Below are 22,710 nucleotides of genomic sequence, written 5' to 3' on the forward strand. Positions count from 1 at the left end.
ACACCAGGTCGGCGTACTCGTCGCGGACGAGCTCCCGCATCTCGTCGGCGTAGTCCCTCGGCAGGGCGAGGTCCTCGGCGACGGTCAGCTCGCCCATGCCGCCCTCGTACTGCGGCCCGATCGAGCACCAGACGGCGCCCTTCTCGCACACGGCGTGCACGCGGCCGCCGGCGGCGAGACCCCCCTCGAGGAGCGGTCCGACGACCTCCTGCCGGATGAAGGCGTCGCTGCGGCCGGTGTTGAAGACGACCGGGATGCCCTCGGCGGCGAGCGCGACGAGGTCCTGGACGATGCTCGGGATCGCGATGGTGCGCGAGACGGGGCTGGCGATGGGCCCGTCGACGTCGAGCAGGAGGCCGAGACGAGGTGCGTTCACGACGACCATCCTTGCAGCCCCGGTGGTCAGCGCCGTGCGTTCGTCCGCACCGTGAGGCGGTCGAGCAGCTCGCCGAGCGCCTCGGGGGCGGGGACGTGTCCCTGTCCGGGCACCTCGGTGTACTCCGACCCCGGGACGGCCTCGACGACCGCGCGTGCCGCCTGCCGCATCCACTCGAGCCCGTCGCCACCCGCCGCGACGAGGACCGGCACGCCCACGGCCGCGGCCACTCGCTCCGGGATCGCGAGGCCGTTGAGCACCCGGACGTCGCGGCTCAGGACGTGCGCGTCGACGACGAGGGAGCGCCACAGCGAACCCTTCAGCCGGAGCGCCGTGATCTGGCCCATCGGGACGCCGAGGACGTGCGCGAGGAACGCCCGGACAGCCTGGGCCCGACGACCGCTCGCGACGTGCTCGTCGAGCGCATCGGCGAACACGACGTCGTCGGCGTGCGGGTCGACCGTGGCACGGTAGGGCGGTTCCCACAGCACGGCGGCGTCGAGTCGGACCCCGCCCGCGATCGCGTGCAGCACCACCCCGGCGCCGACGCACAGGCCGACCGCGGTGATCGGCCCCTCGACGTCGGCGACGACGGCCGCGAGGTCCTCGACCTCGCGCTCGATCGACCACGGTTCGGTGTCGCCGCTCGAGCCGCGGCCGCGCCGGTCGTAGGTGAGCACCCGGTAGCGGTCACGGAGCGCCGCGGTCAGTGCGGTGACGAAGGGGGTGCCGTGGTGGTCGAACGCCCCGCCGACGACCACGAGCGCGGGGCCCGCTCCGGCGTCCGACACGGCGAGCACCGTGCCGTCCGCGGAGACGACCGTGCGGTCGACGTGCTGGTCCATGGGGGTCCTCGAAGGTGGTTCGACCGCGGTGTGCCGCAGGTGTGCGTGGGTCCTTCGGGTCTGGTCCGTGGCGGGTCGGTTGTGTCGAGCATGACAGCACTGCGCCGTCGCGTCGACACCCGCAACCAGGGGGAGGACGCCCGTGCGCCCGACCGGGCTCAGACGAGCGCGGTCGTCCCCACCGACTCCCGCTCGAGCAACGACCGCTTCACGTCGAGCCCCCAGGCGAACCCGCCGAGGGTGCCGTCGGTCCGCAGCACCCGGTGGCACGGCACGAACAGCGCCGGGGCGTTCCGAGCGCACACGCTCGCCGCGGCGCGGACCGCGTCGGGTCGCCCCATCGCCGCCGCGAAGCCGGTGTAGGTGAGCGTCGTGCCCGCGGGGACCAGTCGGAGCTGCCGCCATCCCTCGGCGAAGAGCTCCGTGCCGAACTGCCGCACGGGCACCTGCATCGCGTGGTCGACCTCGCCCGCGTAGAAGGCGTCGACGGCATCGGCCGAGGCCACCCGCCCGTCGGCGATGCGGTCGGGTCGGTGTCGGTCGGCGAGGCGCGCGAGGATGCGCTCGATCGAGTCGGTCCAGCCCGAGGCGAGGACACGGCCCTCGGTGTCCTCGAGCACGGTGAAGGGGCCGTCGGGGGTGTCCAGGGTCTGGATCGTCGCGTCGGTCATCGTTCGTCCTTCCGGGCGGCCGGAGCCGCGGTCGTCGTGCTGGTCGGCACGGTCGTCGCCGTCGCGCGGTCGATGATCGGTCGCCAGCAGTGCATGGTGAGGTAGCTCCGCCACGGCGCCACCTGCTCAGACCATAGGGAGAGCTCGCGCGCCGAACCGGGCAGACCGAGTTCCTGTGCACCGTTCCGCACGGCGAGGTCGCTGTGGAGGAAGACGTCCGGGTGGTGGCGGACCCGGAGCGCCACGTAGTCGGCGGTCCAGGGACCGATGCCCTTCACCGCGAGGAGCCCGGCGCGCAGCTCGTCGAGCGACTGGCCGGCGTCGACCACCAGCGATCCGTCGGCGAGCGCGGCGGCCACCCGCAGGATGGTGTCCACGCGGGCCGCCGGTCCCCGCAGGACCTCGTGCCCCCGCGAAGCGATCGCGGCGGCGGACGGGAAGAGCAGGCCGTCCGGCGCGATCGCGGACGGCACGGGCGCACCGAGCGCCGCCACCAGCCGGGTCTGGGCCGTCCGGGCCGCCGCGACGGACACCTGCTGGCCGATGAGCGTGCGGAACACGATCTCGTGCGGGTCGACCGCGCCCGGCAAGCGGATGCCGGGCACGCGTCGGACGGCGCGTGCCAGCTCGGGCACCGCGCCGAGGACGGCGTCGACCGCCTCCGGGTCGGCGTCGAGGTCGAAGTACGACCGCACCCGGGCCACGAGCGTCGGCAGGTCGGAGAGGTCCGTGACGCGCACGCGCAGGTCGATCCCGGTGCCCCGCCCGTCCGCGCTCGGGACCGCGGCCGACGCGCTGAACCAGGCCGCGCCTCCTGGCAGGTCGAGCACCCGTCCGTACGACGTGACCCGCCCCGCGTCGTCGACCTCGACCTGTTCCGTGCCCGCCAGGGCGTGGAAGGCGTGCCAGTCGAGGAGCCCCTGCGCGTCGAACGGCGCCCGTGCCGGCAGGTGCACGTGCAGCGCCCCGTCCACCACCGGCTGCGACGTTCGCCGCGCGCGGAGCTCGGTCGGGGTGACCGCGAAGACCTCGCGCACGGTGTCGTTGAACTGGCGGACGCTCGCGAACCCGGCGGCGAACGCGACGTCGGCGACGGGCAGGTCGGACGACGTGAGCAGGGTCCGTGCCGTCTGCGCGCGGTGTGCCCGGCTGAGTGCCTTCGGTCCGGCGCCCAGCTCGGCGGTCATGATGCGGTTCAGCTGCCGTTCCGAGTAGCCGACGCGGGCCGCGAGGCCGGGGACCCCGTCGCGCTCGACGACGCCGTCGAGGACCAGCCGCATCGCCCGTCCGGCGACGTCCTCGCGCACGTCCCACTCGGGGCTGCCCGGGGTCGCCTCGGGCAGGCAGCGCTTGCACGCGCGGTAGCCGGCGAGGTGCGCCGCCGCGCTCGTGCGGTAGAACGTGACGCCGGCCGCGCCGGGGGTCCGGGCCGGACACGAGGGTCGGCAGTAGATGCCGGTGGAGTGCACGGCGGTGACGAACTGCCCGTCGAACCGGGCGTCGCGCGAGGCGACGGCGCGGTGGCGCTCGGCGTGCAGGGCGTCTGGTGCGGTGGACATGCCTCCAGCCTGACACGGGTCACCGACATCGACTGGCGGGAATCGGACACGGCAGCGGACGTCCGTCGGCGCGGGACGGGACCGGGAGGCGCGGCTAGCGTGGGGTGCGTGACCCTGGCGGACGACGTGGCCGGCTCCGGCGACCTGCCCTGCCGGACCGACGTCGAGATCGCGCTGCTGCTGGTGTCCCGGCGGCACCGGTACGAGGGGCGACCGGCGGACGGCGCGCTGCCGGTGGTCGACGGCGAGCCGGACGACATGCGCGGGCACGTCGAGCTGCGCGCGGGGCTCGGGATCGTCGGCGACCGCTACTTCGCGTCGCGGGCGCATGTGCACGCCTCGGTGACCGTGATCGGTCTCGAGGGACTCGAGGCCGTCGGCACCGCTCTCGGCGCGGACGTCGACCCGGCCGCGACCCGACGCAACGTGTTCCTGCGCGGGGCGGACGTCGAGGCGCTCCGGGGCGAGCCGTTCTCCCTGCAGAGCGTCGGCCACGCCCCCGTGCTGTTCCGCGGCTACCGGCCGGCGAACCCGTGCGCCTGGATGGACCACGAGGTGGCCCCGGGGGCGTTCCGGGCGATGCGCGGGCGGGGCGGGGTGCGGTGCGACCCGGAGTCCGACGGCGTCCTCGCCCTCGGGCCCGCGGTGCTCCGCACGACCCGCCCCGTCCCGCTCAGCTGACCGGCCGCGGCGCCTCGGCGCAGGGGTGCCGAGACTCGGATCCGCGGACTCTTCCGCGGCGCCGCAGCCCGCGCTGCGTCCGCCGAGCCGAGACTCGGCCCAGCCGGCGACGCCGTGAGCGCCGACTCGATGGCGAGTGGGCGCAGCGCCGGCTACGCCGTGAGCGCCGACTCGATCGCGTCGACGAACGCCGGCAGGTCGTCCGGGTTCCGCGACGTGATGAGGAGGCCGTCGACCTGGACCTCCCGGTCGACCCACTCGGCGCCGGCGTTCCGCACGTCGGTCTGCAGCGACGGGAACGACGTGATCGTCTTCCCCGACACGACGCCGGCCTCGATGAGGGTCCACGGGCCGTGGCAGATCGCGGCGACGGGCTTGCCGGCCTCCGCGAACGCCTGCACGAGGGACACCGCCTGCTGGTCGGTGCGGAGGGTGTCGGCGTTGATGGTGCCACCGGGGACGACGAGCGCGTCGAAGGAGCCCGCGTTGACACCGGCGATGGTGGTGTCCGGGTCGACCGACTTGCCCGGGTCCTCGTCGCCGATGAGGGTCGTGATCGGGCCGGTCTCCTGCGCCGCCACCGTCACGGTCGCGCCGCGCTCGCGGAGCTGGTCGATGGGGACGACGATCTCGTCCTGCTCCACACCGGAGTTCGTCGCGATGACGAGGATCTTCTTGCCGTCGAGTGCTGCCATGGTCGTTCCTTCCGCGGCCCGGTCGTTCCGGCCGCACGTCCACGTTCGTCCGCGGGGGCTGGAAGCGTCCGCAGGTGGACAGCCGAGGCCGCGGGCCCAGCCGCGGAGGCCGGCTCAGCCGCGGCCGCGGACTCAGCCGCGCAGGCCGGCTCAGCCGTGGAGTCGGGCTCAGCCGCGGATGCGGAACGCGGTCCCCTCGCGCTCGACCGTGATGCCGTCGTACCCCGTCACCCGGTACAGCCCGGCCGTGACGTCGGCGTCGAGCGTGCCGACGACCACCGTGGTCGCGCCCGAGGCGATCGCGGCCTCGAGCCCGGCGGGGGCGTCCTCGAACGCCACGCAGTCGGCGGCGTCGACGCCGAGCAACGCCGCGCCGCGCAGGTAGCCGTCCGGGTGGGGCTTGCCGTGCTCGACGTCCTCCGACGGCACGAACGCCCCGGGCATGGCCAGTCCTGCGGCAGCCATGCGTCCGGCGGCGAGGTCCCGCGGCGCACTCGTCACGAGCGCCACCGGGACGCCGGCCGCGAGCAGCCGGTCGACGAACGCCGCGGCGCCGGGGATCTCGGCGATGCCCTCGGTGCTCGCGCTCTCCTCGGCGACGAGCGAGTCGGCGATCCGCACCTGCTCGTCGTGGTCGAGGTCGGGCAGGAAGCGCTCGATCGTGCTGATCGCCTGGCGGCCGTGCGAGAACGCGAGGATCTCCGCCGGGTCGATGCCGTGCCGCTCGCCGAACCGGGACCAGGTCGCCTCGACCACCGCGGTCGAGTCGACGAGGGTCCCGTCCATGTCGAAGAGGACCCCGGACGCCACGATGTCGATCACGCGCCCGACCCTAGCCTGCCGCCCCGGTCACTCGCCGGGGTCCGGCACGCGGCGCCGGTCACTCGCCGGGGTCCGAGCACGCGGCGGCGGTCACTCGCCGGGGTCCGGCACGCGGCGCCCGTCACTCGCCGGGATCGTGTGCCCGCACGTACCGGGTCAGCAGCACGCCGTCGCGCCCGAGCAGCACGTGGGCCGGTCGGAAGCGCCGCAGCTCGTTCGAGCCGCCGTGCGTGATGCGCGGGCCGGCACCGCCCTCGAGCGTCGGGTCGATCGTCAGGGTGAGTTCGTCCACGAGGTCCGCCGCCACGAGCGCGCCGAAGAACGACGGTCCGCCCTCGCAGTGGACCGTGCCGAGGCCGCGCGCCACGAGGGCGTCACGGAGCCGCGCGGGGTCGACGGTGTCCGGGTCGTCGTCGTCGCTGCACGGCACGACGTCCGCGACCGCTGCGAGCGCCGAGGCCGCGGGCGACCCGGCCGCCGACGCCGAGGTGAGGACGATCGGTCGCACCGGGGCCTGGGTGAAGATCCGGGACGCGGGGTCGAGGGACAGTGACCCGGACACGATCGCGAACACCGGGTGGTCCGGCAGCCCGTGCGACCGCCGCCAGGCGACGTCGGCGTCGTGCAGCGCCATCGGCCCGTAGCCCTCGTCGCGGACGGTCCCGGCGGCGACGAGCACCACGTCGGCCACCCGGCGCAGCAGGTCGAACACGCGCAGGTCGTCCGGGCCGCCGAGCGACCCGGACACGCCGTCCCCCGCGGCGGTCGCCGACCCGTCGAGCGTCGTCACGAAGTTCACGCGCAGCCAGGGGGCGACGGCGTCGGCCGTGTACAGCTCGAGCAGGTCGTCGTCGGACAGGTCGCCGATCGACTGCGGCAGGCCGGTCACGTGTTGTGCCGCGCTTCCACCGGTTCGCGCCAGCCGAGCGTCGCCTCGAGCATCCGCATCGCGTCGACGCTCTCGGGCACGTCGTGCATCCGGACGATCCGGGCGCCGAGCATCGCGCTCACGGTCGCGACGGCGAGCGACCCGGCCAGCCGTTCACCGCGGGGCCGACCGAGCGACTCCCCCACGAAGTCCTTGTTCGACACCGCCGCGAGCACCGGGTAGCCGAGCGCCACGACCTCGGGCAGGCGCCGGGTGAGCTCGAGCGTGTGCCGGGTGTTCTTGTTCAGGTCGTGCCCCGGGTCGACGATGATCCGCGACTCCGGGATGCCGGCGGCGAGGGCCCGGTCGACGCGTTCCCGCAGGAAGTCGACCACCTCGGTCGTGACGTCGCCGTACTGCGGCGGCGCGGGCAGCGGACGACGGGGCTCGGCCAGCGAGTGCGTGATGACGACGGTCGCGTCCGAGTCGGCGACGACGGCCGCCATCCGCGGGTCGGACAGCCCGGTCGTGTCGTTGACGACGCTCGCGCCGGCCTCGATCGCGGCGGCCGCGACCTCGGGGCGGAACGTGTCGACGCTGATCGTCACGTCGGACTCCTCGGCGAGCTGCCGGACCACCGGCACCACGCGGTCGATCTCGTCGGACGCCGGGAGCTCGGGCCCGGGGGCGAACTTCACGCCGCCGATGTCGACCCAGTCCGCGCCCTGCTCGGCGGCCCGCACCGCCGCCTCGACGGCACGGTCGAGCGCGAACGTGGCACCCCGGTCGTGGAACGAGTCGGGGGTGCGGTTCACGATCGCCATCACGGCGACGCGGTGGTCGAAGTCGTAGGTGCGGCGTCCGATGGTGCGCACCGGTTGGCGCAGGGCGGGCACGACCCAGCCGGGTGCCGTCGCGGGGGCCGGGAGGCGCAACCCGGCACGTTCCGTCGTCATGCGTCCGCCCCGTGGCCGGTCCCGGCGGCGCCGGCGCCGATCAGGGCGATCGCCTCGGCCCGGCCGGCGGCGTCCGCGAGGCTCCCCGTCGCCGCGACGGTGACGGTCGTCGATCCGGTCTGGCGTTCGCCACGGGTCGTCACGCACTGGTGCTGCGCGTCGAGCACGACGAGGACACCGGCCGCCGCGAGCCCGTCCGCGATCGTCGTCGCGACCTGCTCGCCGAGCCGCTCCTGCAGCTGCGGACGGGAGGCGACGGCGTCGAGCACGCGGGCGAGCGTGCCGAGTCCGATGAGCCGCTCCCCCGGCGCGTAGGCCAGGTGGGCCACGCCGAGGAACGGGAGGAGGTGGTGCTCGCAGACGGAGCGGAACTTCACGTCCCGGACGATCACGAGCTGGCCGCGGTCCGCCGGTTCGGCGTGCACGGTGCCGTCCCGCGCGATCGCCACCGCGTCGGTGCCGATGCCGGAGAAGAACTCGGCGTAGGACTCCGCGACGCGGGCGGGCGTCCGTGTGAGTTCCGCGCGGTCGGGGTCGTCGCCGATCGCGAGCAGCAGCTCGCGGACGGCGGACTCGATGCGCGCTCGGTCGAGACGTTGGTTCACCCGTCCATCCAACACCAGCCCTGGCCGCAGAACGCGAGCGGCCGCCGGGCGAGACGTACCCCGTCCAGGCGCGCCGCGCCTCCCGGAAATCCCTGTAAGGAAGCTGTGACGTGCCGGAAACCCAGCGCCCTTTAAGCTTGTTCGGTGAGCGCCCCGCAGACCGACACCACACCCCGGAACCGCTTCGCGACCGGCCTCGACCGCTTCTTCTCGATCACGCACCGCGGATCGACGATCCCCCGCGAGATCCGCGGTGGACTCGTCTCCTTCGTGACGATGGCGTACATCGTCATCCTCAACCCGCTCATCCTCGGCGGGTTCAGCCAGGACCAGGCGCCGCAGGACGTCGTCGGCGGGTGGCTGCAGAACGCCCAGGTCGCCGCTGCGACGGGGCTCGTGGCCGGCCTCATGACGATCGCGATGGGGCTCATCGCGAACCTGCCGTTCGGCATCGCCGCGGGACTCGGGATCAACTCGTTCCTCGCCGTGAGCGTCGTGCACCAGGTGACGTGGGCCGAGGCGATGGGGCTCGTCGTCATCAACGGCGTCGTGATCGTGATCCTCGCGTTGACCGGCATCCGGACGATGATCTTCACGGCCGTGCCCGCGCAGCTCAAGGCCGCGATCACCGTCGGCATCGGCCTGTTCATCGCGTTCATCGGTCTCGTCGACTCGGGCTTCGTCCGCACCACGAAGAACGCCTCGCCGCCGCTTCAGCTCGGCGAGGACGGCTCGATCGCGGCGCTGCCGACCATCGTGTTCCTGATCGGCCTCGTCATCATCGGCACGCTCATGGCCCGCAAGGTCCGCGGCGCCCTGCTCATCGGCATCGTGGCGACCACGGTCATCGCGATCATCCTGCAGGCGATCTTCAAGGTCCCGACCTCGGTCGACTCCCCCACCGGCTGGAACCTCAACGCCCCCGGCCTCCCCAGCGCCCTGTTCGCGGTGCCGGACCTGTCGCTCGTCGGCCACGCGGACGTCTTCGGCGCCTTCACCCGCATCGGCCCGATCGCCGCGTCGATGCTCGTCTTCACCCTGGTCTTCACGAACTTCTTCGACGCCATGGGCACCATGACCGGCCTCGCGAAGGCCGCCGGCGTGGCGAACGCCGACGGCACGTTCCCGCGGCTGAAGTCGGCGCTGGTCGTCGAGGGCGCCGGCGCGATCGCCGGTGGCGGCGCCTCGGTGTCGTCGAACACCGTGTTCATCGACTCCGCAGCCGGCATCGGCGAGGGCGCCCGCACCGGGATGGCCTCGGTCGTCACCGGCCTGCTGTTCCTGGCCTCGATGTTCCTCACGCCGCTCACCCAGGTCGTCCCGCTCGAGGTCGCCGCCGCCGGGCTCGTCGTCGTCGGAGCACTCATGGTGGCGCAGGTGAAGGACATCGACTGGACCGACTTCGGGGCGGCGCTGCCGGCGTTCCTGACGATCGTGATCATGCCGCTGACCTACTCGATCGCGAACGGCATCGGCGCGGGCTTCATCAGCTGGGTGCTCATCAAGCTGCTGTCCGGGCGCGGTCGGCAGGTGTCGTGGCTGCTGTACGTCGTGGCCGCGGGCTTCCTGCTGTACTTCGCGCGCGGGCCGATCGAGACGCTGCTCGGCGTCGGCTGACGCGGGGCTCCGCGCGCGGGGCGCGTCGCGCCGCGCGTTCGTCCTGCGTCGCCCCGCGCCCCGCGCCGCCCGCCCCGCCCCGCGCCGCGCCGCGTTCGCACAACGAAAGCCGCCTCGAACCACGGACAGCCGTGGTTCGGGGCGGTTGTGGTTGTGCGGCGGTGCGGCAGCCGGGAGGCGCGGCCTCAGTCCGGCAGGTCGGTCGGCGTCGCCTCGTGGTGACGCCGACCCTGGGTGCGCCGGTCCTCCTTCATGCCCGCCTCGAACAGGTGCTTGCGGCCCTGCACGAGCTCGTCGCGCGCGGTCCGCTCCAGCTCCTTCGCGAGGGCGTAGTACCCGTCGTCGTAGTCCTCGACGATCTGGAACGTCCAGCGGCCGCCGATGACGTTGCGCCCGACGAGCTCGCGGTCGATCCGGTCCGCCAGCTCGGCGTGCCCGGCATCGCGGAGTTGGTCGACCGCCTCCCCCAGGTCGAGGTCCGCCTTGCCCGTCAGCCGGTGGAACCCGTACAACAGCCCGCGGGCGTGCTCCATCGTCTCGAGGGCGGCGGACAGCGTCCCGAGCGCCTCGACGGTGGCGTCCGAGACCCCCTCGGGCACGCGGTGCTGCTCGTCGGGGCCCTGTGCGTCGTCGTGCGGTGCGTCGTTCGTCATGGGTCCCGTCTACCGGACCGCTGCTCACACCGCTCCGAGCAAGCGGTGTCGGGGCGGCGGGGTACGGTTCGGGCATGACCAGGTGGGTCGCGCTGCTGCGCGGGGTGAACGTCAACGGGATCACGATCACGAGCGCCGACCTCGCGGCGCTGTTCCGGGAACGCGGGTACCAGGACGTCCGGACCGTGCTGGCGTCGGGCAACGTGGTGTTCGGCTCCGACGGCACGGCCGCGGCCCTGAAGACGGACATCGAGCAGTCGCTCCGTGACCGGTTCGGCTACGACGCGTGGATCGTGCTCGTCCCGCACGACGACCTGGCGGACATCGTGGACGGCTTCCCGTTCCCCGCCGCCGAGGACCACCACGACTACGTCGTGTTCGGCTCGGACGACGACGCCCTCGACGACCTGCTGGCAGACCTCGACGTCGACGAGACGGTCGAACGCGTCGCGCGGGGCTCCGGGGTCGTGTACTGGTCGTGTCCGAAGGGTTCGAGCACGGACACGGTCTTCGCGAAGCGGGCGGGCGCGGCGCGCTTCAAGCGGACGACGACGACCCGCAACGTGAACACGCTGCGGAAGCTCCTGTGACGCGCGGCGGCCTGCACCACGTCGAACTGCGCACCGCCGACCTCGACCGATCCGCAGCTGCGTGGGGCTGGCTCCTCGGCGAGCTCGGCTACGAGCCCTTCCAGCAGTGGTCCGACGGGCGGAGCTGGCGGTCGGGCGCCCTGTACGTCGTGCTGGAGACCGCCCCGGCGCACGGCGCCAACGACCGTCGTCGACCAGGGCTGAGCCACCTCGCGTTCCACGCCGGAGGCATCGACGACGTCGCCCGGATCTGGGCGGCCGCGCCTGCGCACGGATGGCGTCGACTCTACGAGGACCGCCACCCGCACGCCGGTGGCCCCGGCCACCACGCAGGCTTCCTCGAGGACGCCGAGCGGTTCAAGGTCGAACTCGTCGCCGACTGAGCGCTTCGGGCGCGGTGCGCGCCGGAGACGCGGCACGAGTCGGAGGCGCGGTGCGCGTCGGGGCCGCACCGCGCCTCCGGGACGGGGTCCGTCAGGCGGTCGCCTCGTCGGGCTCGAGATCCCGGTCGAGCGAGATCGTCGGGATCGAGGCCGTGATCACCGACCCGTCGGCACGGAGCGTGCCCTGGATGTCGGCCGTCGTCGGTGCGCGACCGGACATCCGCGGGCCCTGGTGCGTCAGCGGCACGACGGTCGGCTCACCGGCGGTGATGTCCCACTGCTGGTTGTGCACCCACGCCGTGAAGCCCTCGCCCGTCTCGACCGTGAAGGTCATGGTCTCCTGCTCGAGGTCGACCCGCACCCGTGACCCACGCACCGTGAGCCGGTAGGTGATCCGCTCCCAGTCCTTCGGCAGCCGGGGGTTGAAGGTCATCCGGCCGCCGTGGTCCCGCATGCCGCCGAACCCGTTGACGACCGCACCCCAGATGCCACCGGTCGAGGCGATGTGGACGCCGTCGCTCGTGTTGCCGTGCAGGTCCGCGAGGTCGACGTAGAGCGCCGTCTGGAAGTACTGCAGCGCGAGGTCGTGGTAGCCGACCTCCGCCGCCATGATCGACTGCACGACGGCGGACAGGGTGGAGTCACCGGTCGTGAGGGCGTCGTAGTAGTCGAAGTCGCGACGCTTCTCGGCAGCGGTGAACTCGTGCCCCTGCAGGAACAGCGCGAGCACGACGTCCGCCTGCTTCAACACCTGGAACCGGTAGATCACCAGCGGGTGGTAGTGCAGCAGCAGCGGCCGCTTGCTCTCGGGGGTGTTGTCGAGGTCCCAGAGTTCCTTGTCGAGGAACTGGGCGTCCTGCGGGTGGATCCCACGGTGCGGGTCGAAGGGGATCTCCATCGACTCGGCGGCGTGCTCCCAGTCGGTGATCTCCTGCGCCTGCAGCCCGGTCCGCCGCACCATGCGGTCGTACTCCTCGGGGTCGTCCGCGGCGAGCTCGCGGCAGGCGTTCACCGCGAACCACAGGTTCGCCCGGGCCATCACGTTCGTGTAGAGGTTGTCGTCGACGACCGTCGTGTACTCGTCGGGGCCGGTGACGCCGTCGATGTGGAACTTCTTGTCGCCGTTCGACCGCCAGAAGCCGAGGTCCTCCCACAGCCGAGCGGTCTCGACGAGGATGTCGATCGCGCCGCGCTTGAGGAACTCACGGTCGTCCGAGGCGCGGACGTACTGCATCAGCGCGTGCGCGATGTCCGCGTCGATGTGGTACTGCGCGGTGCCGGCCGCGTAGTACGCGCTGGACTCCTCGCCGTTGATCGTCCGCCACGGGAAGAGCGCACCGTGCTGGTTCAGCTCACGGGCACGGGACCGCGCGGCGTCGAGCATGTTGTACCGGAAGCGCAGGGCGTTCCGGGCGACGATCGGTGCCGTGTACGACAGGAACGGCAGGACGTAGATCTCCATGTCCCAGAAGTAGTGCCCGCCGTAGCCCGACCCGGTGACGCCCTTGGCGGCGATGCCGTGCCCGTCGGTGCGCGCCGTGGCCTGGGCGAGCATGAAGAGGTTCCACCGGACGGCCTGCTGCAACGCGGGCTGCCCGGCGATCTCGACGTCGCTGCGCGCCCAGAAGTCGTCCATCCACTCGGCCTGCCGCGCGAAGGCCGCGTCGACGGACTCGGCCCGCGAGCGGTCGAGCGTCCGCTCGCACCGGTCGGCGAGCTCACGCGCCGGGACCCCGCGGGACGTGTGGTAGACCACGTGCTTGGTCAGCCGGATGGGCTGTCCGGCGCGGGCCTGCACGCGGTAGACGTGCTTCGCGAGGTCGTCCTCGATCGACGACGACTCGTCCCAGCTGTTCTCGGTCTCGAGGTGGTGCTCGACGCCGACGCAGATCGTCATGCCGGAGCTCGCCGCCTGGTACCCGAGCAGGGACCGGCCACCGGTGCTGCGCTTGAGCTTCGGCTCGAGGACACGCTCGGTGAACGCCTCGGCCTTGCGCGGGTCGAAGGCGTTCGCCGCCGCGCGCATGCCGGCGTGGTACTCGTCCTGCACGTCCTGGCGGTTGAGGATCTGGCTCGACAGCAGGATCGAGGCGTCCGCGTCGAGCACGGTCACCTCGTAGTCGATGACCGCGAGGTGTCGGTCGGTGAAGGACACCAGTCGCCGCGACCGGATGAGGACCCGCTTGCCGGACGGCGTCGACCACTCGGTCTCGCGGAACAGGTAGCCGCCCCGGAAGTCCAGCCGTCGGGTGTGCCGGAGGATGTCCGCCTCGGCCAGCACCAGCGGCTCGTCGTCGACGTACAGCCGGATCACCTTGGCGTCGGGTGCGTTGATGATCGTCTGGCCGGTCTTCGCGAAGCCGAAGGCGTCCTCGGCGTGACGGATCGGCCAGGTCTCGTGGAAGCCGTTGACGTACGTGCCGTACTGCACGCCGCCGCGGCCCTCGTCGAGGTTGCCGCGGAGGCCGAGGTACCCGTTGCCGACGGCGAAGTTCGTCTCGGCCACGCCCTGCTCGTCGGGGGCGTACTCGGTCTCGACGAGCGCCCACTCGTCGATCGGGTAGCGGACCCGGTCGAGCGGGTCGGAGGTGATGGGGTTCATGGTGCTCCGTGGGAAAGGAGGTCTTCGTGGGAGGAGGGTCGGGAGGGCCTGGAGGCGCGGATCGCCCCGGCCGCACCGCCTACGTCGTGCTCGTGGCCGGTTCCGGCAGCTCGTCGACGAGTTCGTCGAGGTCGGTGACGACGACGTCGGCACCGTGTTCCAGGAGCGCGTCGGCCCCGGCGCCGCGGTCCACGCCGATGACGAGCCCGAAGGCGCCGTTGCGCCCGGCCTCGACCCCGCTCGTGGCGTCCTCGACCACGACGCACTCGGCAGCGGTCAGGCCGAAGCGGCTCGCGGCGTCGAGGTAGGTGTCGGGGGCAGGCTTGCCGGCGAGACCGTCTTCGCGGGCGACCACGCCGTCCACGATCACCGGGAACCGTTCGAGGATCCCCGCCGTGCGGAGCACCTGCACGGCGTTGGCGGAGCTCGAGACGACCGCGACGGACAGCCCGGCGTCGATCGCCGTGACGAGGAACCGGAGCGAACCGGGGTAGGGCTCGACGCCGTGCTCGGTCAGTTCGGCGGTGAACTCGGCGTTCTTCCGGTTGCCGAGCCCGCACACCGTGTCGGCGTCCGGCGGGTCGTCCGGGGTGCCCTGGGGCAGGTCGATGCCGCGTGACTCGAGCAGGGACCGGACCCCGTCGTACCGCGGCTTGCCGTCGACGTACGCGAAGTAGTCCTGTTCCGTGTACGGAGCGACGCCGTGCTGGGCCAGGTAGGGCGTGAAGAGCCGACTCCAGGCGCGCATGTGGACGTCGGCGGTGGGGGTGAGGACACCGTCGAGGTCGAACAGGAGCGCGCGCTGGTCAGCGAGTCGCGCGGGGGTGCGCCGGTCCGGTGCGGTCATGCAGGCGAGTCTAGGACCGGCCTCCGCCGCGGACCCTGACGCATCACCGATCTGTGGAGAGAGTTCACCCGCGACGGACGTGTCGACGACTGCACATTCGAAACGTGTAATATTTCATCTTCCAATATCGATCCTTGGAGGATTCATGGGTTCACACCTCATCACCACGCGCCTTGTCACGGTCGGCTGCCTGACCGTGGCGGCCGTCCTGGGCACCGCGTCCGTGGCGTCCGCAGAGCCCGCGCAGTCGACGACCGCCGTGCGGTCCAGCGCCGCTTCGACCGTCGCGCCGGTCAACAGGGTCCACTGGGGACCGAAGGACCTGATCGGCGGCTCCGGCGTCCTGGGGGCGACCGTGACCCTCACCGACGCCGCCGGGAAGACCCGCTCCACCGTGGTCCAGTCCGGCAACTGGTTCTTCGTCCCCGCCGAGGGGCTCACGCCCACGTACTCGATCACGCAGTCGATCGGTGGCCGGACCTCCGCTCCCGTGACGTTCGGGACACCTTCCGACGTCGACATCCCGGCCGTGAGCCAGATCTCGAACGGCCCGTCGGGGATGGTGACCGGGCTCGGCGTCGCGAACGCCGAGATCCGCATCGAGGGTGCCGACGGCCAGGTCGTGACCGCGACCGCGAACATCACCGGACGCTGGATCGCCTACCCGGTCGGCTTCGAACGCGGCCTGAGCATCACGCAGAAGAGCCGTGGGCACTGGTCCGATCCCGTCGTCTTCAACTGACCCGTCCCCGACCCCGGAAGGAACCCCGTGCTCCGCATCCCCGTCCTCACCGTCGCGGCCCTCGTCGCCGCTGCCGCCGTCACCGTCACCGGCCCCGCGATCACCGCGCAGGCCGCGGAACCCCACGCCTCCGCGGCCGTGTCGTCCGAGCGCGCCACACACGCGTTCGCCGTCACCTCGCCGGAACGCTACGTCCCCGACACCCGGCCCGTGATCACCGGCACCGGCACCCCGGGAGCCGACGTCCTCGTCATGCTCCCCGGGAAGCCGGTGACCTTCTCCACCACGGTCGCCGCCGACGGCAGGTGGTCGGCGACGAGCCCCGAGGTCTTCTCCTCGGGGGACTACTTCGGGAACCTCGCGTACCAGCAGCAGGACGGGGAACTCGTCCAGTTCGACCTGCGACGCGGCGCCGCCCCCGCCCACACCGCCCCGACCACCCTGCGATCGGACGGTCCGACCCGGTTCGCGCGCGGCGCGAAGCCCACGTTCGCCGGGACGGGGACCCCGGGTGCCCGCGTCGTCGTCGCGATCCCCGGCCTGTCGGTCGAGGTCGCTGCGGTCGTCCGTGCCGACGGTCACTGGTCGGCGGCGAGCCCGTCCGCGCTCCCGGCCAGTGGTCAGTTCCTCACGACCGTCACGCAGGACGGCGACGGCCAGTACGTGGAGTTCTGGCTCGCTGTGGCGTGAGTCCCCGGCGCCGACCCCGACGGCCGTCACGACGTGACGACCGTCGGGGTCGGACCGCCTCGTCCGGCGGGCGGAACGGCACGCGTCCGTGCCGTCGACCGTGGACGGCGCTCAGCGCAGCGCCGACCCGGACGGCAGGGTCCGGACCCACTCCTCGATCGCCGCGGCGATCTGCTGCCGGGCGTCGGTCCGCGAGATCGTGGCCGTGTCGTCGCCGGGCTGCGCACCGTAGGCGCCGAAGTCGGCGTGGTTCGCGCCCTGCACCTCGACCATCGTGGCGTTCGACGGCAGCAGGTGCCGCGCGGCGTCGACCTTCTCGGGCGTCGACAGCCCGTCGCGCGAGCCGGAGACGCTGAGCACGCTGATGTACGACCGGCTGATGTCGTTCGCGCAGTAGCTCCCGAGCAGGAGCAGCCCGTCGGCGTCCGGGGCGAGCTGGCACGCGCGCACCCCGCCGAGCGAGTGCCCGCCGACCGCCCAGGACCGCACGTCCGGGGCGTGGGACTCGAACGTCGACAGCCCGCGGGTGTCGAAGAAGGCGAGGTGCAGCGTCGGCTTCGTGATCACGACGGTCGTCCCGGCGGCCACGACCTGCCGGAACGTCGCCATGTAGGCGTACGGATCGACCTTCGCACCGGGGATGAAGACGATGCCCGCGCCGTTCGCGCTGCCGGTCGGGGTCATCACCACGGAGTCGCCCGCGTCCCGGACCGCCACCCGGTCGTCCCGCCAGACCTGCAGGGCCGCGCTCCGGGTGCCCTGCATGACGATGTTCGCCCAGACGAGGAACACCACCGCGATCAGCACGATCACGGTGACGACCCAGGCGGACCAGCGGAGGACTCGGTTCATGCGCTTCCTGCTCCCTGCGGGCGTTCCGCCGCGAGGTCGCGCCGCATCACCACCTCGTGCCGACCGTCCGGCAGCGCGTCGCCGGGCTCGTCGACGGCGCGGAACCCGCAGTGCTCGTACGCGCGCCGGGCCCCGGCGTTGTCCGGCATCACGGACAGTTCGAGCGTGTGGGCACCGGCACGGGCCGCCCAGGTCGCGACTGCACGGATGAGCGCTGCCGCGACGCCCCGGCCGCGTGCGGCGGGGTCGACCCACATCGAGATGAGTTCGGCGGTGCCGGGATCATCGCCCGGGACGCCGCTGGCCATGCCGACGGCGGCCCCGTCCTCGGTGTGGGCGAGCAGGTCGAGCGCGCCCGGGATCGAGAGCCGGGTCCGCCAGCGGTCCTCGCCGGCATCAGCCCAGTCGCCGAGTGTCGATCCGAAGGCCGTCGGGGCGTCGGCGAGCGCCGCGAGCCGGACCGGACGCCAGGTCTCCCAGTCGTCCGCCGTCACCCGGCGCAGCGCGATCGTCGTCACGCCTCGACGCTACCGCCCGCAGGCGCGCGCCGACCCGGTCGGGCCGACCCGCGCCTCCTGGACCGGGTCAGACCGAGGCGTCCTCGGTGACGGCCGCACGCAGCTCCGCCGCAGCGGCTGCGACGTCGTCCGCGCTGTAGATGGCGCTGCCGGCGACGGCGATGATCGCGCCGGATGCCTGCACCGCGGCGATCGAGGAGGCCTTCACGCCGCCGGCGATCGAGAAGGGGACGCCGGAGGCCTCGCCGGCCTCGAGCAGGGTGGAGAAGGTGAAGCCCACCTCGGCCTGCTCGTCGAGTCCGGCGTGCACCTCGACGAACTGCGCGCCGAGGGCCACGACCTCACGGGCACGGGCGGCCTTGTCGTCCACCCCGATGAGGTCGACGACGATGCCCTTGCCGTGCTTCTCGGCGGCGGCGACGGCCCCGCGGATGGTGGAGTCCCCGGCGACACCGAGCACGGTGACGAGGTCGGCACCCGCGGCGAAGGCGATGCCCGCCTCCAGCTCGCCGGCGTCCATCGTCTTGAGGTCGGCGAACACGGTCTTGTCCGGGTGCGCCTGCTTCATCGCGGTGATGACCGAGAGCCCCTCGGCCTTGATGAGCGGGGTGCCGAGCTCGAGGACGTCGACGCTCGGGGCGGCCTTCGCGGCGAGGTCGAGCGCGGCCTCGGTGGTGAGGGTGTCGATGGCGAACTGGATCTGCATGGGTGTGCCTTTCACTCGAGGTTGGCGTGGCTGGGCCACAGGTCGTCGGCGGAGCGTCCGCTCCGGGTCCAGAGGGCGTGGAAGAGCGCGTCGCCGACGAGGACGACGGCCTGTTCGAAGCGGCTGCCCGCGTACTGCTCGGAGGCGCTGCCGGACCGGTCGGTCTTCGTCGCGGCGGGGACGACGAGGGTGACGGCGGCGAGCGCGCCGAGCGGTGCGTCGTCGGTCGTCGAGATCGCGAGGACCGCGGCGCCGACGTCGACCGCGGTGCGCGCGGCCTGGACGATGCCGGTCGTGGTCCCCGATCCGCTCGCGACGAGCAGGACGTCGCCCGCCCGGACGGCGGGGGTCGTCACCTCGCCGACGACGTGGACGTCGAGGCCGAGGTGCATGAGCCGCATGGCCGTCATCCGGAGGGCGAGACCGGAGCGGCCGGCCCCGTGGACGAACACGCGCTCGGCGCCGCTGAGCAGGTCGAGGGCGGCGTCGGTGTCACCCCGCAGCGTCTCGGCGAGGTCGGCGGACTCGCGGACGATCAGGGCGAGGGCGTCGGTGACGGTGGCGGCGGGCATGGCATCGATCGTGGTCGGGACGCCGGTCGGCCGCCGCTACCCGACACGGCGGGGTCCCCGCCCGATCGGGTGGCCCCACCCGCTCGGGTGGGAGTCGTACGGTTGGTCCCGTGACCGACAACGTGCGCGATGACGGGACGGCGGCTCCGTCGGCCGTCCAGGAGGCGCGGCGCGACTCCGCGGGACGCCTCGCCGCCGCCGACCACGCGCGGACCGTCGCGGAGCAGGCGGACCGCCACGCCCTCACCCTGGAGTCGGTGCTCGCGGTGCTCCGGTCGCCGCGCGTCGGCGACGCTGCCGCCCGCGCCGAGGCGGTCGAGATCGCGTCGGCGGCGCTCGTGGACCTCCGGACGGTGACCGACCGGCAGCGCGGCGCGCTGCTCGAACCCGTCACCGGGGCGTTCTCCCGGCTCCGCGCGGACCTCCGGCCGCTCGTCCGGTTCGGGAACCTCGACCTGCAGTTCGTCGAGCCGCCGGCGACCGGGCGGGCGCTCCCCGGCGACGTCGCCCACAGCGCCCGGGCGATCGTGCGGACGGCGGTGCTCGCCCTCGTGGACGAGGGTGCCGCACGACGGGTCCGGATCCAGTGGGACTGCGACGGGCGGAACCTCCTGATGCAGCTCCGTGACGACGGCGCCGGCACACTCGACGCGCACGACGACAGCGTCCGGCCGATCGCCGAGCGGGTGGTGGCCCTCGACGGGGAGCTGCGGGTCGCGTCCACGGCGGGCTGGGGGTCGGTGCTCGACATCCGGATCCCCCTCGATCCGCCGCCGGGCGCACCGGTACCCTCGGACGCGTCCGACCTGACGCCCCGCGAACAGGACGTGCTGCGACTCGTCGCCACCGGGGTCGGCAACGGGGAGATCGCCGACGGGCTCGGGATCAGCACGAACACCGTGAAGTACCACGTGGCGAACCTGCTCCGGAAGCTCGGGGCCCGGACCCGGGCGGAGCTCGCCGCGGTCAGTTTCCCGGGCCTGAGGAACGCCGTCAGCGTGCCGGCGCGGTCGCGGTCCTCGCGAGCGGGGTACCGGCGGTCGAGTCGGGGCCCGACGACCGCGTCGAGCAGGAAGCGTCCGGCGTACCGCCCGACGGCCCAGTACCCGCCGACGGCGATGAAGACGAGCGGGGACCAGACCCGGAGCACGACGAGCAGCGTGGTCGCGATGCCGAACCCCACACCGATCGCGGAGTACAGCGACCAGAACCCCGCGACCGCCCGGTCGCGGGCGGCCCGGTCGGCCGCCGTCCGCTCGTCGAGGCCACGCACCGCCGGGTCCAGGCCGGACGTCTCCCCCGCGGCGAACAGGTCCCGGACGGGGACCTCCAGCGCACGGGCGAGGGCACTCAGGGTCTCGAGGCTGGCGTCCTTGCCGCCCTCGAGCCGTTGGACGGTCCGGACCGCGATCCCGCTCGCCTCGGCGAGCCGTTCCTGCGTCCAGCCCCGTTCACGCCGCAGTGCAGCGATCCGCATCTCGTTCATGCTCCGAGCCTAGGAAGCGCACGGGCCCGACCACCACGACAGGGACCCGTCACGTCCACGACAGCGCCCCGTCACGTGCACGACGCGGCTCGTCACGCACGCGGACTGAACCGGTAGCCCATGCCCGACTCGGTCACCAGGTACCGCGGGTGCGCCGGGTCGGGTTCGAGCTTGCGTCGCAGCTGCGCCATGTACAGGCGCAGGTAGCCCGAGTCGCTGCCGTGCGACGGACCCCACACCTCGGTGAGCAGCATCTCGCGGGTCATCAGCCGATCGGGGTTCGTCACGAGGACCTCGAGCAGCCGCCACTCGGTCGGGGTCAGCCGGATCGCGGGGCCGGACGGCGGGGTGACCTGCTTCGCGACGAGGTCCACCACGAGGTCGCCGATCGACACCGACGGGGTCGCCCCCGCGGCCGTCGCCGCCGCGACCTGCCGGCGGCCGAGCGCCCGGAGCCGGGCGAGCAGCTCGTCCATCTGGAAGGGCTTCGTCACGTAGTCGTCGGCACCGGCGTCGAGCGCGTCGACCTTGTCGGACGAGTCGGTCCGGCCCGAGAGCACGAGCACCGGCACCTGTGACCAGGCCCGGATGCCCTCGAGCACGCCGATGCCGTCGAGCCGGGGCATGCCGAGGTCGAGCAGCACCAGGTCCGGCCGCTCGGTGATGACCGCGTCGATCGCGACCCGGCCGTCGCGGGCGGTGACGACGTCGTACCCGCGTGCGGCGAGCGTCACGGCGAGCGCGCGGACGAGCTGCGCGTCGTCGTCGGCGATCAAGACCTTCATCGCGCACGGCCCTTCATCGGATCTCCACTCCCAGGTGTCCGGCGATCGGCAACCGCACCACGACGGTGAGCCCGCCGCCGGGGGTGTCGTCGACCTCGATCGTGCCGCCCATGCCCTCGGTGAAGCCGCGGGCGAGCGCCAGGCCGAGCCCGAGGCCGGTGTCGTTGTCGGTGTCGCCGAGGCGCTGGAACGGCTGGAACACCTCGTCGACGCGGTCCGACGGGATCCCCGGGCCGTGGTCGGCGACGCGCAGTTCGACCCCGCCGCCGAACGCGCTCGCGGCGATGCGGACCCGAGTGTCCTCGGGTGCGTAGCGCACGGCGTTCGCGAGGAGGTTCACCACCACGCGCTGCAGGAGCACGGCGTCGGCGAGGACCGGCGGGAGGTCGGCGGGGAGGTCGAGGTCGACGTCGTCCGGACCGAGCTCGAGTTCGTCGAGTGCCGGGGCGACCACCGTCTCGAGGGCGAGCGGCACCGGGGCCACGGCGAGCACCCCGGCCTGCACGCGGCTGACGTCCAGCAGGTCGGCCAACAGCACCGCCAGCTGACGGAGGCTCTCGTCGGCGGTGGCGAGCAGCGCCTCCCGGTCGTCCGTCGACAACTCGATGTCCGACGCACGGAGCGTCTGCACGGCCGCCGAGGCGGCCGCGATCGGCCGTCGCACGTCGTGTCCGACGGCGGCGAGGATCGCGCTGCGGACCCGGTCCACCGCGGCGATGCGCTCGGCGTCGACCGCGGCCCGGGTGAGGTCGCGGTGCTCGACCGCGGCGTCGAGCTGCTGCTCGACGACCCGCAGCAGTCGCCGCTGGGTCGGGTCGTCCGGGGCGCCCGCGAACTCGAGGACGGCGCCGGACGCCAGGGTCGTGGCGGCGTCCGGCGTCTCGCCGAACGCCCCCGAGGTCGCCGGGACCTCGTCGCCCTGCCGGATCCGGACGCCGGCGAAGCCGAAGGCCTCGCGGGTCCGGTCGAGCAGCGCCTGCAGGGCGTCGTCGCCGCGGAGCACGCTGCCCGCGATCCCCATCAGCAGCCCAGACTCGGCTGCCGCACGCCGTGCGGCCCGGGACCGCCGTGCCGAGCGGTCGACCACGAAGCTCACGAGCACCGCGCTGACGACGTACATGACGAGGGCCACCAGGTGCCACGGCTGCTGGACGGTGACCATGTAGAGGGGTTGCACGAAGAAGAAGTCGAGGCTCAGCCCGGACAGCACTGCGGCGAACACGGCCGGCCACATGCCGCCGACGAGCGCGACCACGAGCACGAGCAGCTGGTAGGCGAGCACGTCGACGGTGATCGCGTCCGGGTCCTTGCCGAGCGAGAGCAACCAGGTCAGGAGCGGACCGGCCACGAGGGACAGCGCGAACGCGGCGACGATCCGGCCGCGGGACAGGCTGCCGCCGAGCCGCGGCAGGGCGAAGCCGCCCCCGGCACGCTCGTGGGTGACGACGTGGACGTCGATGTCGCCGGACTCGCGGATCACGGTGTTGCCGATGCCCGGTCCGGTGATCGCCGCCGCGACCCGGCTGCGGCGGCTCACGCCGATGACGATCTGCGTGGCGTCGATCGACTTCGCGAACCGCACCAGGGTC

Annotated in this window: 23 protein-coding genes and 3 pseudogenes; 7 read left to right on the forward strand and 19 right to left on the reverse strand. The window is 73.2% G+C overall.

Annotated elements, in window-relative coordinates:
• The 4 genes and pseudogenes from I5E_RS07395 to I5E_RS07410 form a co-directional block, all read right to left on the reverse strand.
• A pseudogene (locus I5E_RS07395) lies at positions 1–385 on the reverse strand (hypothetical protein); the annotation flags it as partial.
• Positions 386–402: 17 nt separating this feature from the next.
• Positions 403–1,221 (reverse strand): alpha/beta fold hydrolase, encoded by an 819-nt coding sequence (locus I5E_RS07400; protein WP_022906417.1) that lies wholly within the window; start codon positions 1,219–1,221, stop codon positions 403–405.
• Positions 1,222–1,379: 158 nt separating this feature from the next.
• Positions 1,380–1,892 carry a methylated-DNA--[protein]-cysteine S-methyltransferase gene (locus tag I5E_RS07405; protein WP_022906418.1) on the reverse strand — a complete coding sequence of 171 codons (513 nt, stop codon included), beginning with the start codon at positions 1,890–1,892 and terminating at the stop codon, positions 1,380–1,382.
• Positions 1,889–3,451 (reverse strand): AlkA N-terminal domain-containing protein, encoded by a 1,563-nt coding sequence (locus I5E_RS07410; RefSeq protein ID WP_022906419.1) that lies wholly within the window; start codon positions 3,449–3,451, stop codon positions 1,889–1,891. The genes I5E_RS07405 and I5E_RS07410 overlap by 4 nt, the downstream gene beginning before the upstream one ends.
• Positions 3,452–3,559: 108 nt before the next feature.
• Between I5E_RS07410 and I5E_RS07415 the strand changes: the two genes are divergently transcribed.
• Positions 3,560–4,132, forward strand: coding sequence for a molybdenum cofactor biosysynthesis protein (locus I5E_RS07415; RefSeq protein WP_261974876.1), 573 nt, complete (start codon positions 3,560–3,562; stop codon positions 4,130–4,132).
• 152 nt (positions 4,133–4,284) lie between these two features.
• Here the strand turns inward: I5E_RS07415 and I5E_RS07420 are convergent, their stop codons facing one another.
• From I5E_RS07420 to folE, 5 genes are all read right to left on the reverse strand, one after another.
• Positions 4,285–4,827, reverse strand: coding sequence for a type 1 glutamine amidotransferase domain-containing protein (locus I5E_RS07420; protein ID WP_022906421.1), 543 nt, complete (start codon positions 4,825–4,827; stop codon positions 4,285–4,287).
• 168 nt (positions 4,828–4,995) lie between these two features.
• Positions 4,996–5,649 carry an HAD-IA family hydrolase gene (locus tag I5E_RS07425; RefSeq protein WP_022906422.1) on the reverse strand — a complete coding sequence of 218 codons (654 nt, stop codon included), beginning with the start codon at positions 5,647–5,649 and terminating at the stop codon, positions 4,996–4,998.
• A 121-nt stretch (positions 5,650–5,770) separates the two neighbouring features.
• Positions 5,771–6,538, reverse strand: coding sequence for a pyrimidine reductase family protein (locus tag I5E_RS07430; protein ID WP_022906423.1), 768 nt, complete (start codon positions 6,536–6,538; stop codon positions 5,771–5,773).
• The gene (gene folP / locus I5E_RS07435; protein WP_022906424.1) at positions 6,535–7,473 is read right to left on the reverse strand and encodes a dihydropteroate synthase; all 939 of its coding nucleotides are present in this window, start codon (positions 7,471–7,473) and stop codon (positions 6,535–6,537) included. Before folP ends, I5E_RS07430 begins: the two co-directional genes overlap by 4 nt.
• On the reverse strand, positions 7,470–8,078 hold the full coding sequence (gene folE, locus I5E_RS07440) for a GTP cyclohydrolase I (protein ID WP_022906425.1): 609 nt from the start codon (positions 8,076–8,078) through the stop codon (positions 7,470–7,472). Before folE ends, folP begins: the two co-directional genes overlap by 4 nt.
• 144 nt (positions 8,079–8,222) lie before the next feature.
• Between folE and I5E_RS07445 the strand changes: the two genes are divergently transcribed.
• Complete coding sequence (locus tag I5E_RS07445; protein ID WP_022906426.1) at positions 8,223–9,695, forward strand: NCS2 family permease; 1,473 nt, start codon at positions 8,223–8,225, stop codon at positions 9,693–9,695.
• A gap of 185 nt (positions 9,696–9,880) precedes the next feature.
• Here I5E_RS07445 and I5E_RS07450 read toward each other — a convergent pair whose 3' ends face one another.
• The gene (locus tag I5E_RS07450; protein WP_022906427.1) at positions 9,881–10,348 is read right to left on the reverse strand and encodes a hypothetical protein; all 468 of its coding nucleotides are present in this window, start codon (positions 10,346–10,348) and stop codon (positions 9,881–9,883) included.
• A 74-nt stretch (positions 10,349–10,422) separates the two neighbouring features.
• Between I5E_RS07450 and I5E_RS07455 the strand changes: the two genes are divergently transcribed.
• Both I5E_RS07455 and I5E_RS07460 read left to right on the forward strand, forming a co-directional pair.
• Positions 10,423–10,938 (forward strand): DUF1697 domain-containing protein, encoded by a 516-nt coding sequence (locus tag I5E_RS07455; protein WP_022906428.1) that lies wholly within the window; start codon positions 10,423–10,425, stop codon positions 10,936–10,938.
• Positions 10,935–11,321: a VOC family protein gene (locus I5E_RS07460; RefSeq protein WP_022906429.1), complete on the forward strand. Its 387-nt coding sequence runs from the start codon at positions 10,935–10,937 to the stop codon at positions 11,319–11,321. The genes I5E_RS07455 and I5E_RS07460 overlap by 4 nt, the downstream gene beginning before the upstream one ends.
• A 91-nt stretch (positions 11,322–11,412) precedes the next feature.
• On the opposite strand, the gene I5E_RS07465 is transcribed toward I5E_RS07460, so the two are convergent.
• Together I5E_RS07465 and I5E_RS07470 are read right to left on the reverse strand one after the other, a co-directional pair.
• Positions 11,413–13,923 (reverse strand): glycoside hydrolase family 65 protein, encoded by a 2,511-nt coding sequence (locus I5E_RS07465; RefSeq protein WP_022906430.1) that lies wholly within the window; start codon positions 13,921–13,923, stop codon positions 11,413–11,415.
• A 79-nt stretch (positions 13,924–14,002) separates the two neighbouring features.
• Positions 14,003–14,770, reverse strand: coding sequence for an HAD family hydrolase (locus tag I5E_RS07470; protein WP_022906431.1), 768 nt, complete (start codon positions 14,768–14,770; stop codon positions 14,003–14,005).
• Positions 14,771–14,915: 145 nt separating this feature from the next.
• On the opposite strand from I5E_RS07470, the gene I5E_RS07475 reads away from it, so the two are divergent.
• Positions 14,916–15,512 carry a hypothetical protein gene (locus I5E_RS07475; RefSeq protein WP_022906432.1) on the forward strand — a complete coding sequence of 199 codons (597 nt, stop codon included), beginning with the start codon at positions 14,916–14,918 and terminating at the stop codon, positions 15,510–15,512.
• Between the two features lie 27 nt (positions 15,513–15,539).
• The gene (locus I5E_RS07480) at positions 15,540–16,202 is read left to right on the forward strand and encodes a hypothetical protein (RefSeq protein WP_022906433.1); all 663 of its coding nucleotides are present in this window, start codon (positions 15,540–15,542) and stop codon (positions 16,200–16,202) included.
• Positions 16,203–16,313: 111 nt separating this feature from the next.
• On the opposite strand, the gene I5E_RS07485 is transcribed toward I5E_RS07480, so the two are convergent.
• From I5E_RS07485 to hxlB, 4 genes are all read right to left on the reverse strand, one after another.
• Positions 16,314–17,054: an alpha/beta hydrolase gene (locus I5E_RS07485; RefSeq protein ID WP_022906434.1), complete on the reverse strand. Its 741-nt coding sequence runs from the start codon at positions 17,052–17,054 to the stop codon at positions 16,314–16,316.
• Positions 17,051–17,572, reverse strand: a complete 522-nt coding sequence (locus tag I5E_RS07490; RefSeq protein WP_022906435.1) for a GNAT family N-acetyltransferase — start codon at positions 17,570–17,572, stop codon at positions 17,051–17,053. The genes I5E_RS07485 and I5E_RS07490 overlap by 4 nt, the downstream gene beginning before the upstream one ends.
• A gap of 67 nt (positions 17,573–17,639) precedes the next feature.
• Complete coding sequence (gene hxlA / locus I5E_RS07495; protein ID WP_022906436.1) at positions 17,640–18,278, reverse strand: 3-hexulose-6-phosphate synthase; 639 nt, start codon at positions 18,276–18,278, stop codon at positions 17,640–17,642.
• 11 nt (positions 18,279–18,289) lie between these two features.
• The gene (hxlB, locus tag I5E_RS07500; RefSeq protein ID WP_022906437.1) at positions 18,290–18,850 is read right to left on the reverse strand and encodes a 6-phospho-3-hexuloisomerase; all 561 of its coding nucleotides are present in this window, start codon (positions 18,848–18,850) and stop codon (positions 18,290–18,292) included.
• Positions 18,851–19,464: 614 nt separating this feature from the next.
• Between hxlB and I5E_RS26280 the strand changes: the two are divergent.
• Positions 19,465–19,803 (forward strand): annotated as a pseudogene (locus tag I5E_RS26280) (helix-turn-helix transcriptional regulator); the annotation flags it as partial.
• 413 nt (positions 19,804–20,216) lie between these two features.
• Here I5E_RS26280 and I5E_RS26285 read toward each other — a convergent pair.
• From I5E_RS26285 to I5E_RS07520, 3 genes and pseudogenes are all read right to left on the reverse strand, one after another.
• Positions 20,217–20,336, reverse strand: a pseudogene (locus I5E_RS26285) (helix-turn-helix domain-containing protein); the annotation flags it as partial.
• Between the two features lie 92 nt (positions 20,337–20,428).
• Positions 20,429–21,121, reverse strand: a complete 693-nt coding sequence (locus I5E_RS07515; RefSeq protein WP_022906439.1) for a response regulator — start codon at positions 21,119–21,121, stop codon at positions 20,429–20,431.
• A 13-nt stretch (positions 21,122–21,134) separates the two neighbouring features.
• The coding region (locus I5E_RS07520) for a sensor histidine kinase (RefSeq protein WP_022906440.1) at positions 21,135–22,710 on the reverse strand (1,576 nt) is incomplete at its 5' end.

The sequence above is a fragment of the Curtobacterium sp. B18 genome, from assembly GCF_000333375.1.
Taxonomy (GTDB): domain Bacteria; phylum Actinomycetota; class Actinomycetes; order Actinomycetales; family Microbacteriaceae; genus Curtobacterium.

Coding starts and splice junctions, on each gene's coding strand:
- I5E_RS07410 (WP_022906419.1), bottom strand. CDS start 3,451: ATGTCCACCGCACCAGACGCCCTGCACGCCGAGCGCCACCGCGCCGTC.
- I5E_RS07465 (WP_022906430.1), bottom strand. CDS start 13,923: ATGAACCCCATCACCTCCGACCCGCTCGACCGGGTCCGCTACCCGATC.
- folP (WP_022906424.1), bottom strand. CDS start 7,473: ATGACGACGGAACGTGCCGGGTTGCGCCTCCCGGCCCCCGCGACGGCA.
- I5E_RS07485 (WP_022906434.1), bottom strand. CDS start 17,054: ATGAACCGAGTCCTCCGCTGGTCCGCCTGGGTCGTCACCGTGATCGTG.
- I5E_RS07455 (WP_022906428.1), top strand. CDS start 10,423: ATGACCAGGTGGGTCGCGCTGCTGCGCGGGGTGAACGTCAACGGGATC.
- hxlA (WP_022906436.1), bottom strand. CDS start 18,278: ATGCAGATCCAGTTCGCCATCGACACCCTCACCACCGAGGCCGCGCTC.
- I5E_RS07470 (WP_022906431.1), bottom strand. CDS start 14,770: ATGACCGCACCGGACCGGCGCACCCCCGCGCGACTCGCTGACCAGCGC.
- hxlB (WP_022906437.1), bottom strand. CDS start 18,850: ATGCCCGCCGCCACCGTCACCGACGCCCTCGCCCTGATCGTCCGCGAG.
- I5E_RS07450 (WP_022906427.1), bottom strand. CDS start 10,348: ATGACGAACGACGCACCGCACGACGACGCACAGGGCCCCGACGAGCAG.
- I5E_RS07420 (WP_022906421.1), bottom strand. CDS start 4,827: ATGGCAGCACTCGACGGCAAGAAGATCCTCGTCATCGCGACGAACTCC.
- I5E_RS07475 (WP_022906432.1), top strand. CDS start 14,916: ATGGGTTCACACCTCATCACCACGCGCCTTGTCACGGTCGGCTGCCTG.
- I5E_RS07515 (WP_022906439.1), bottom strand. CDS start 21,121: ATGAAGGTCTTGATCGCCGACGACGACGCGCAGCTCGTCCGCGCGCTC.
- I5E_RS07405 (WP_022906418.1), bottom strand. CDS start 1,892: ATGACCGACGCGACGATCCAGACCCTGGACACCCCCGACGGCCCCTTC.
- I5E_RS07400 (WP_022906417.1), bottom strand. CDS start 1,221: ATGGACCAGCACGTCGACCGCACGGTCGTCTCCGCGGACGGCACGGTG.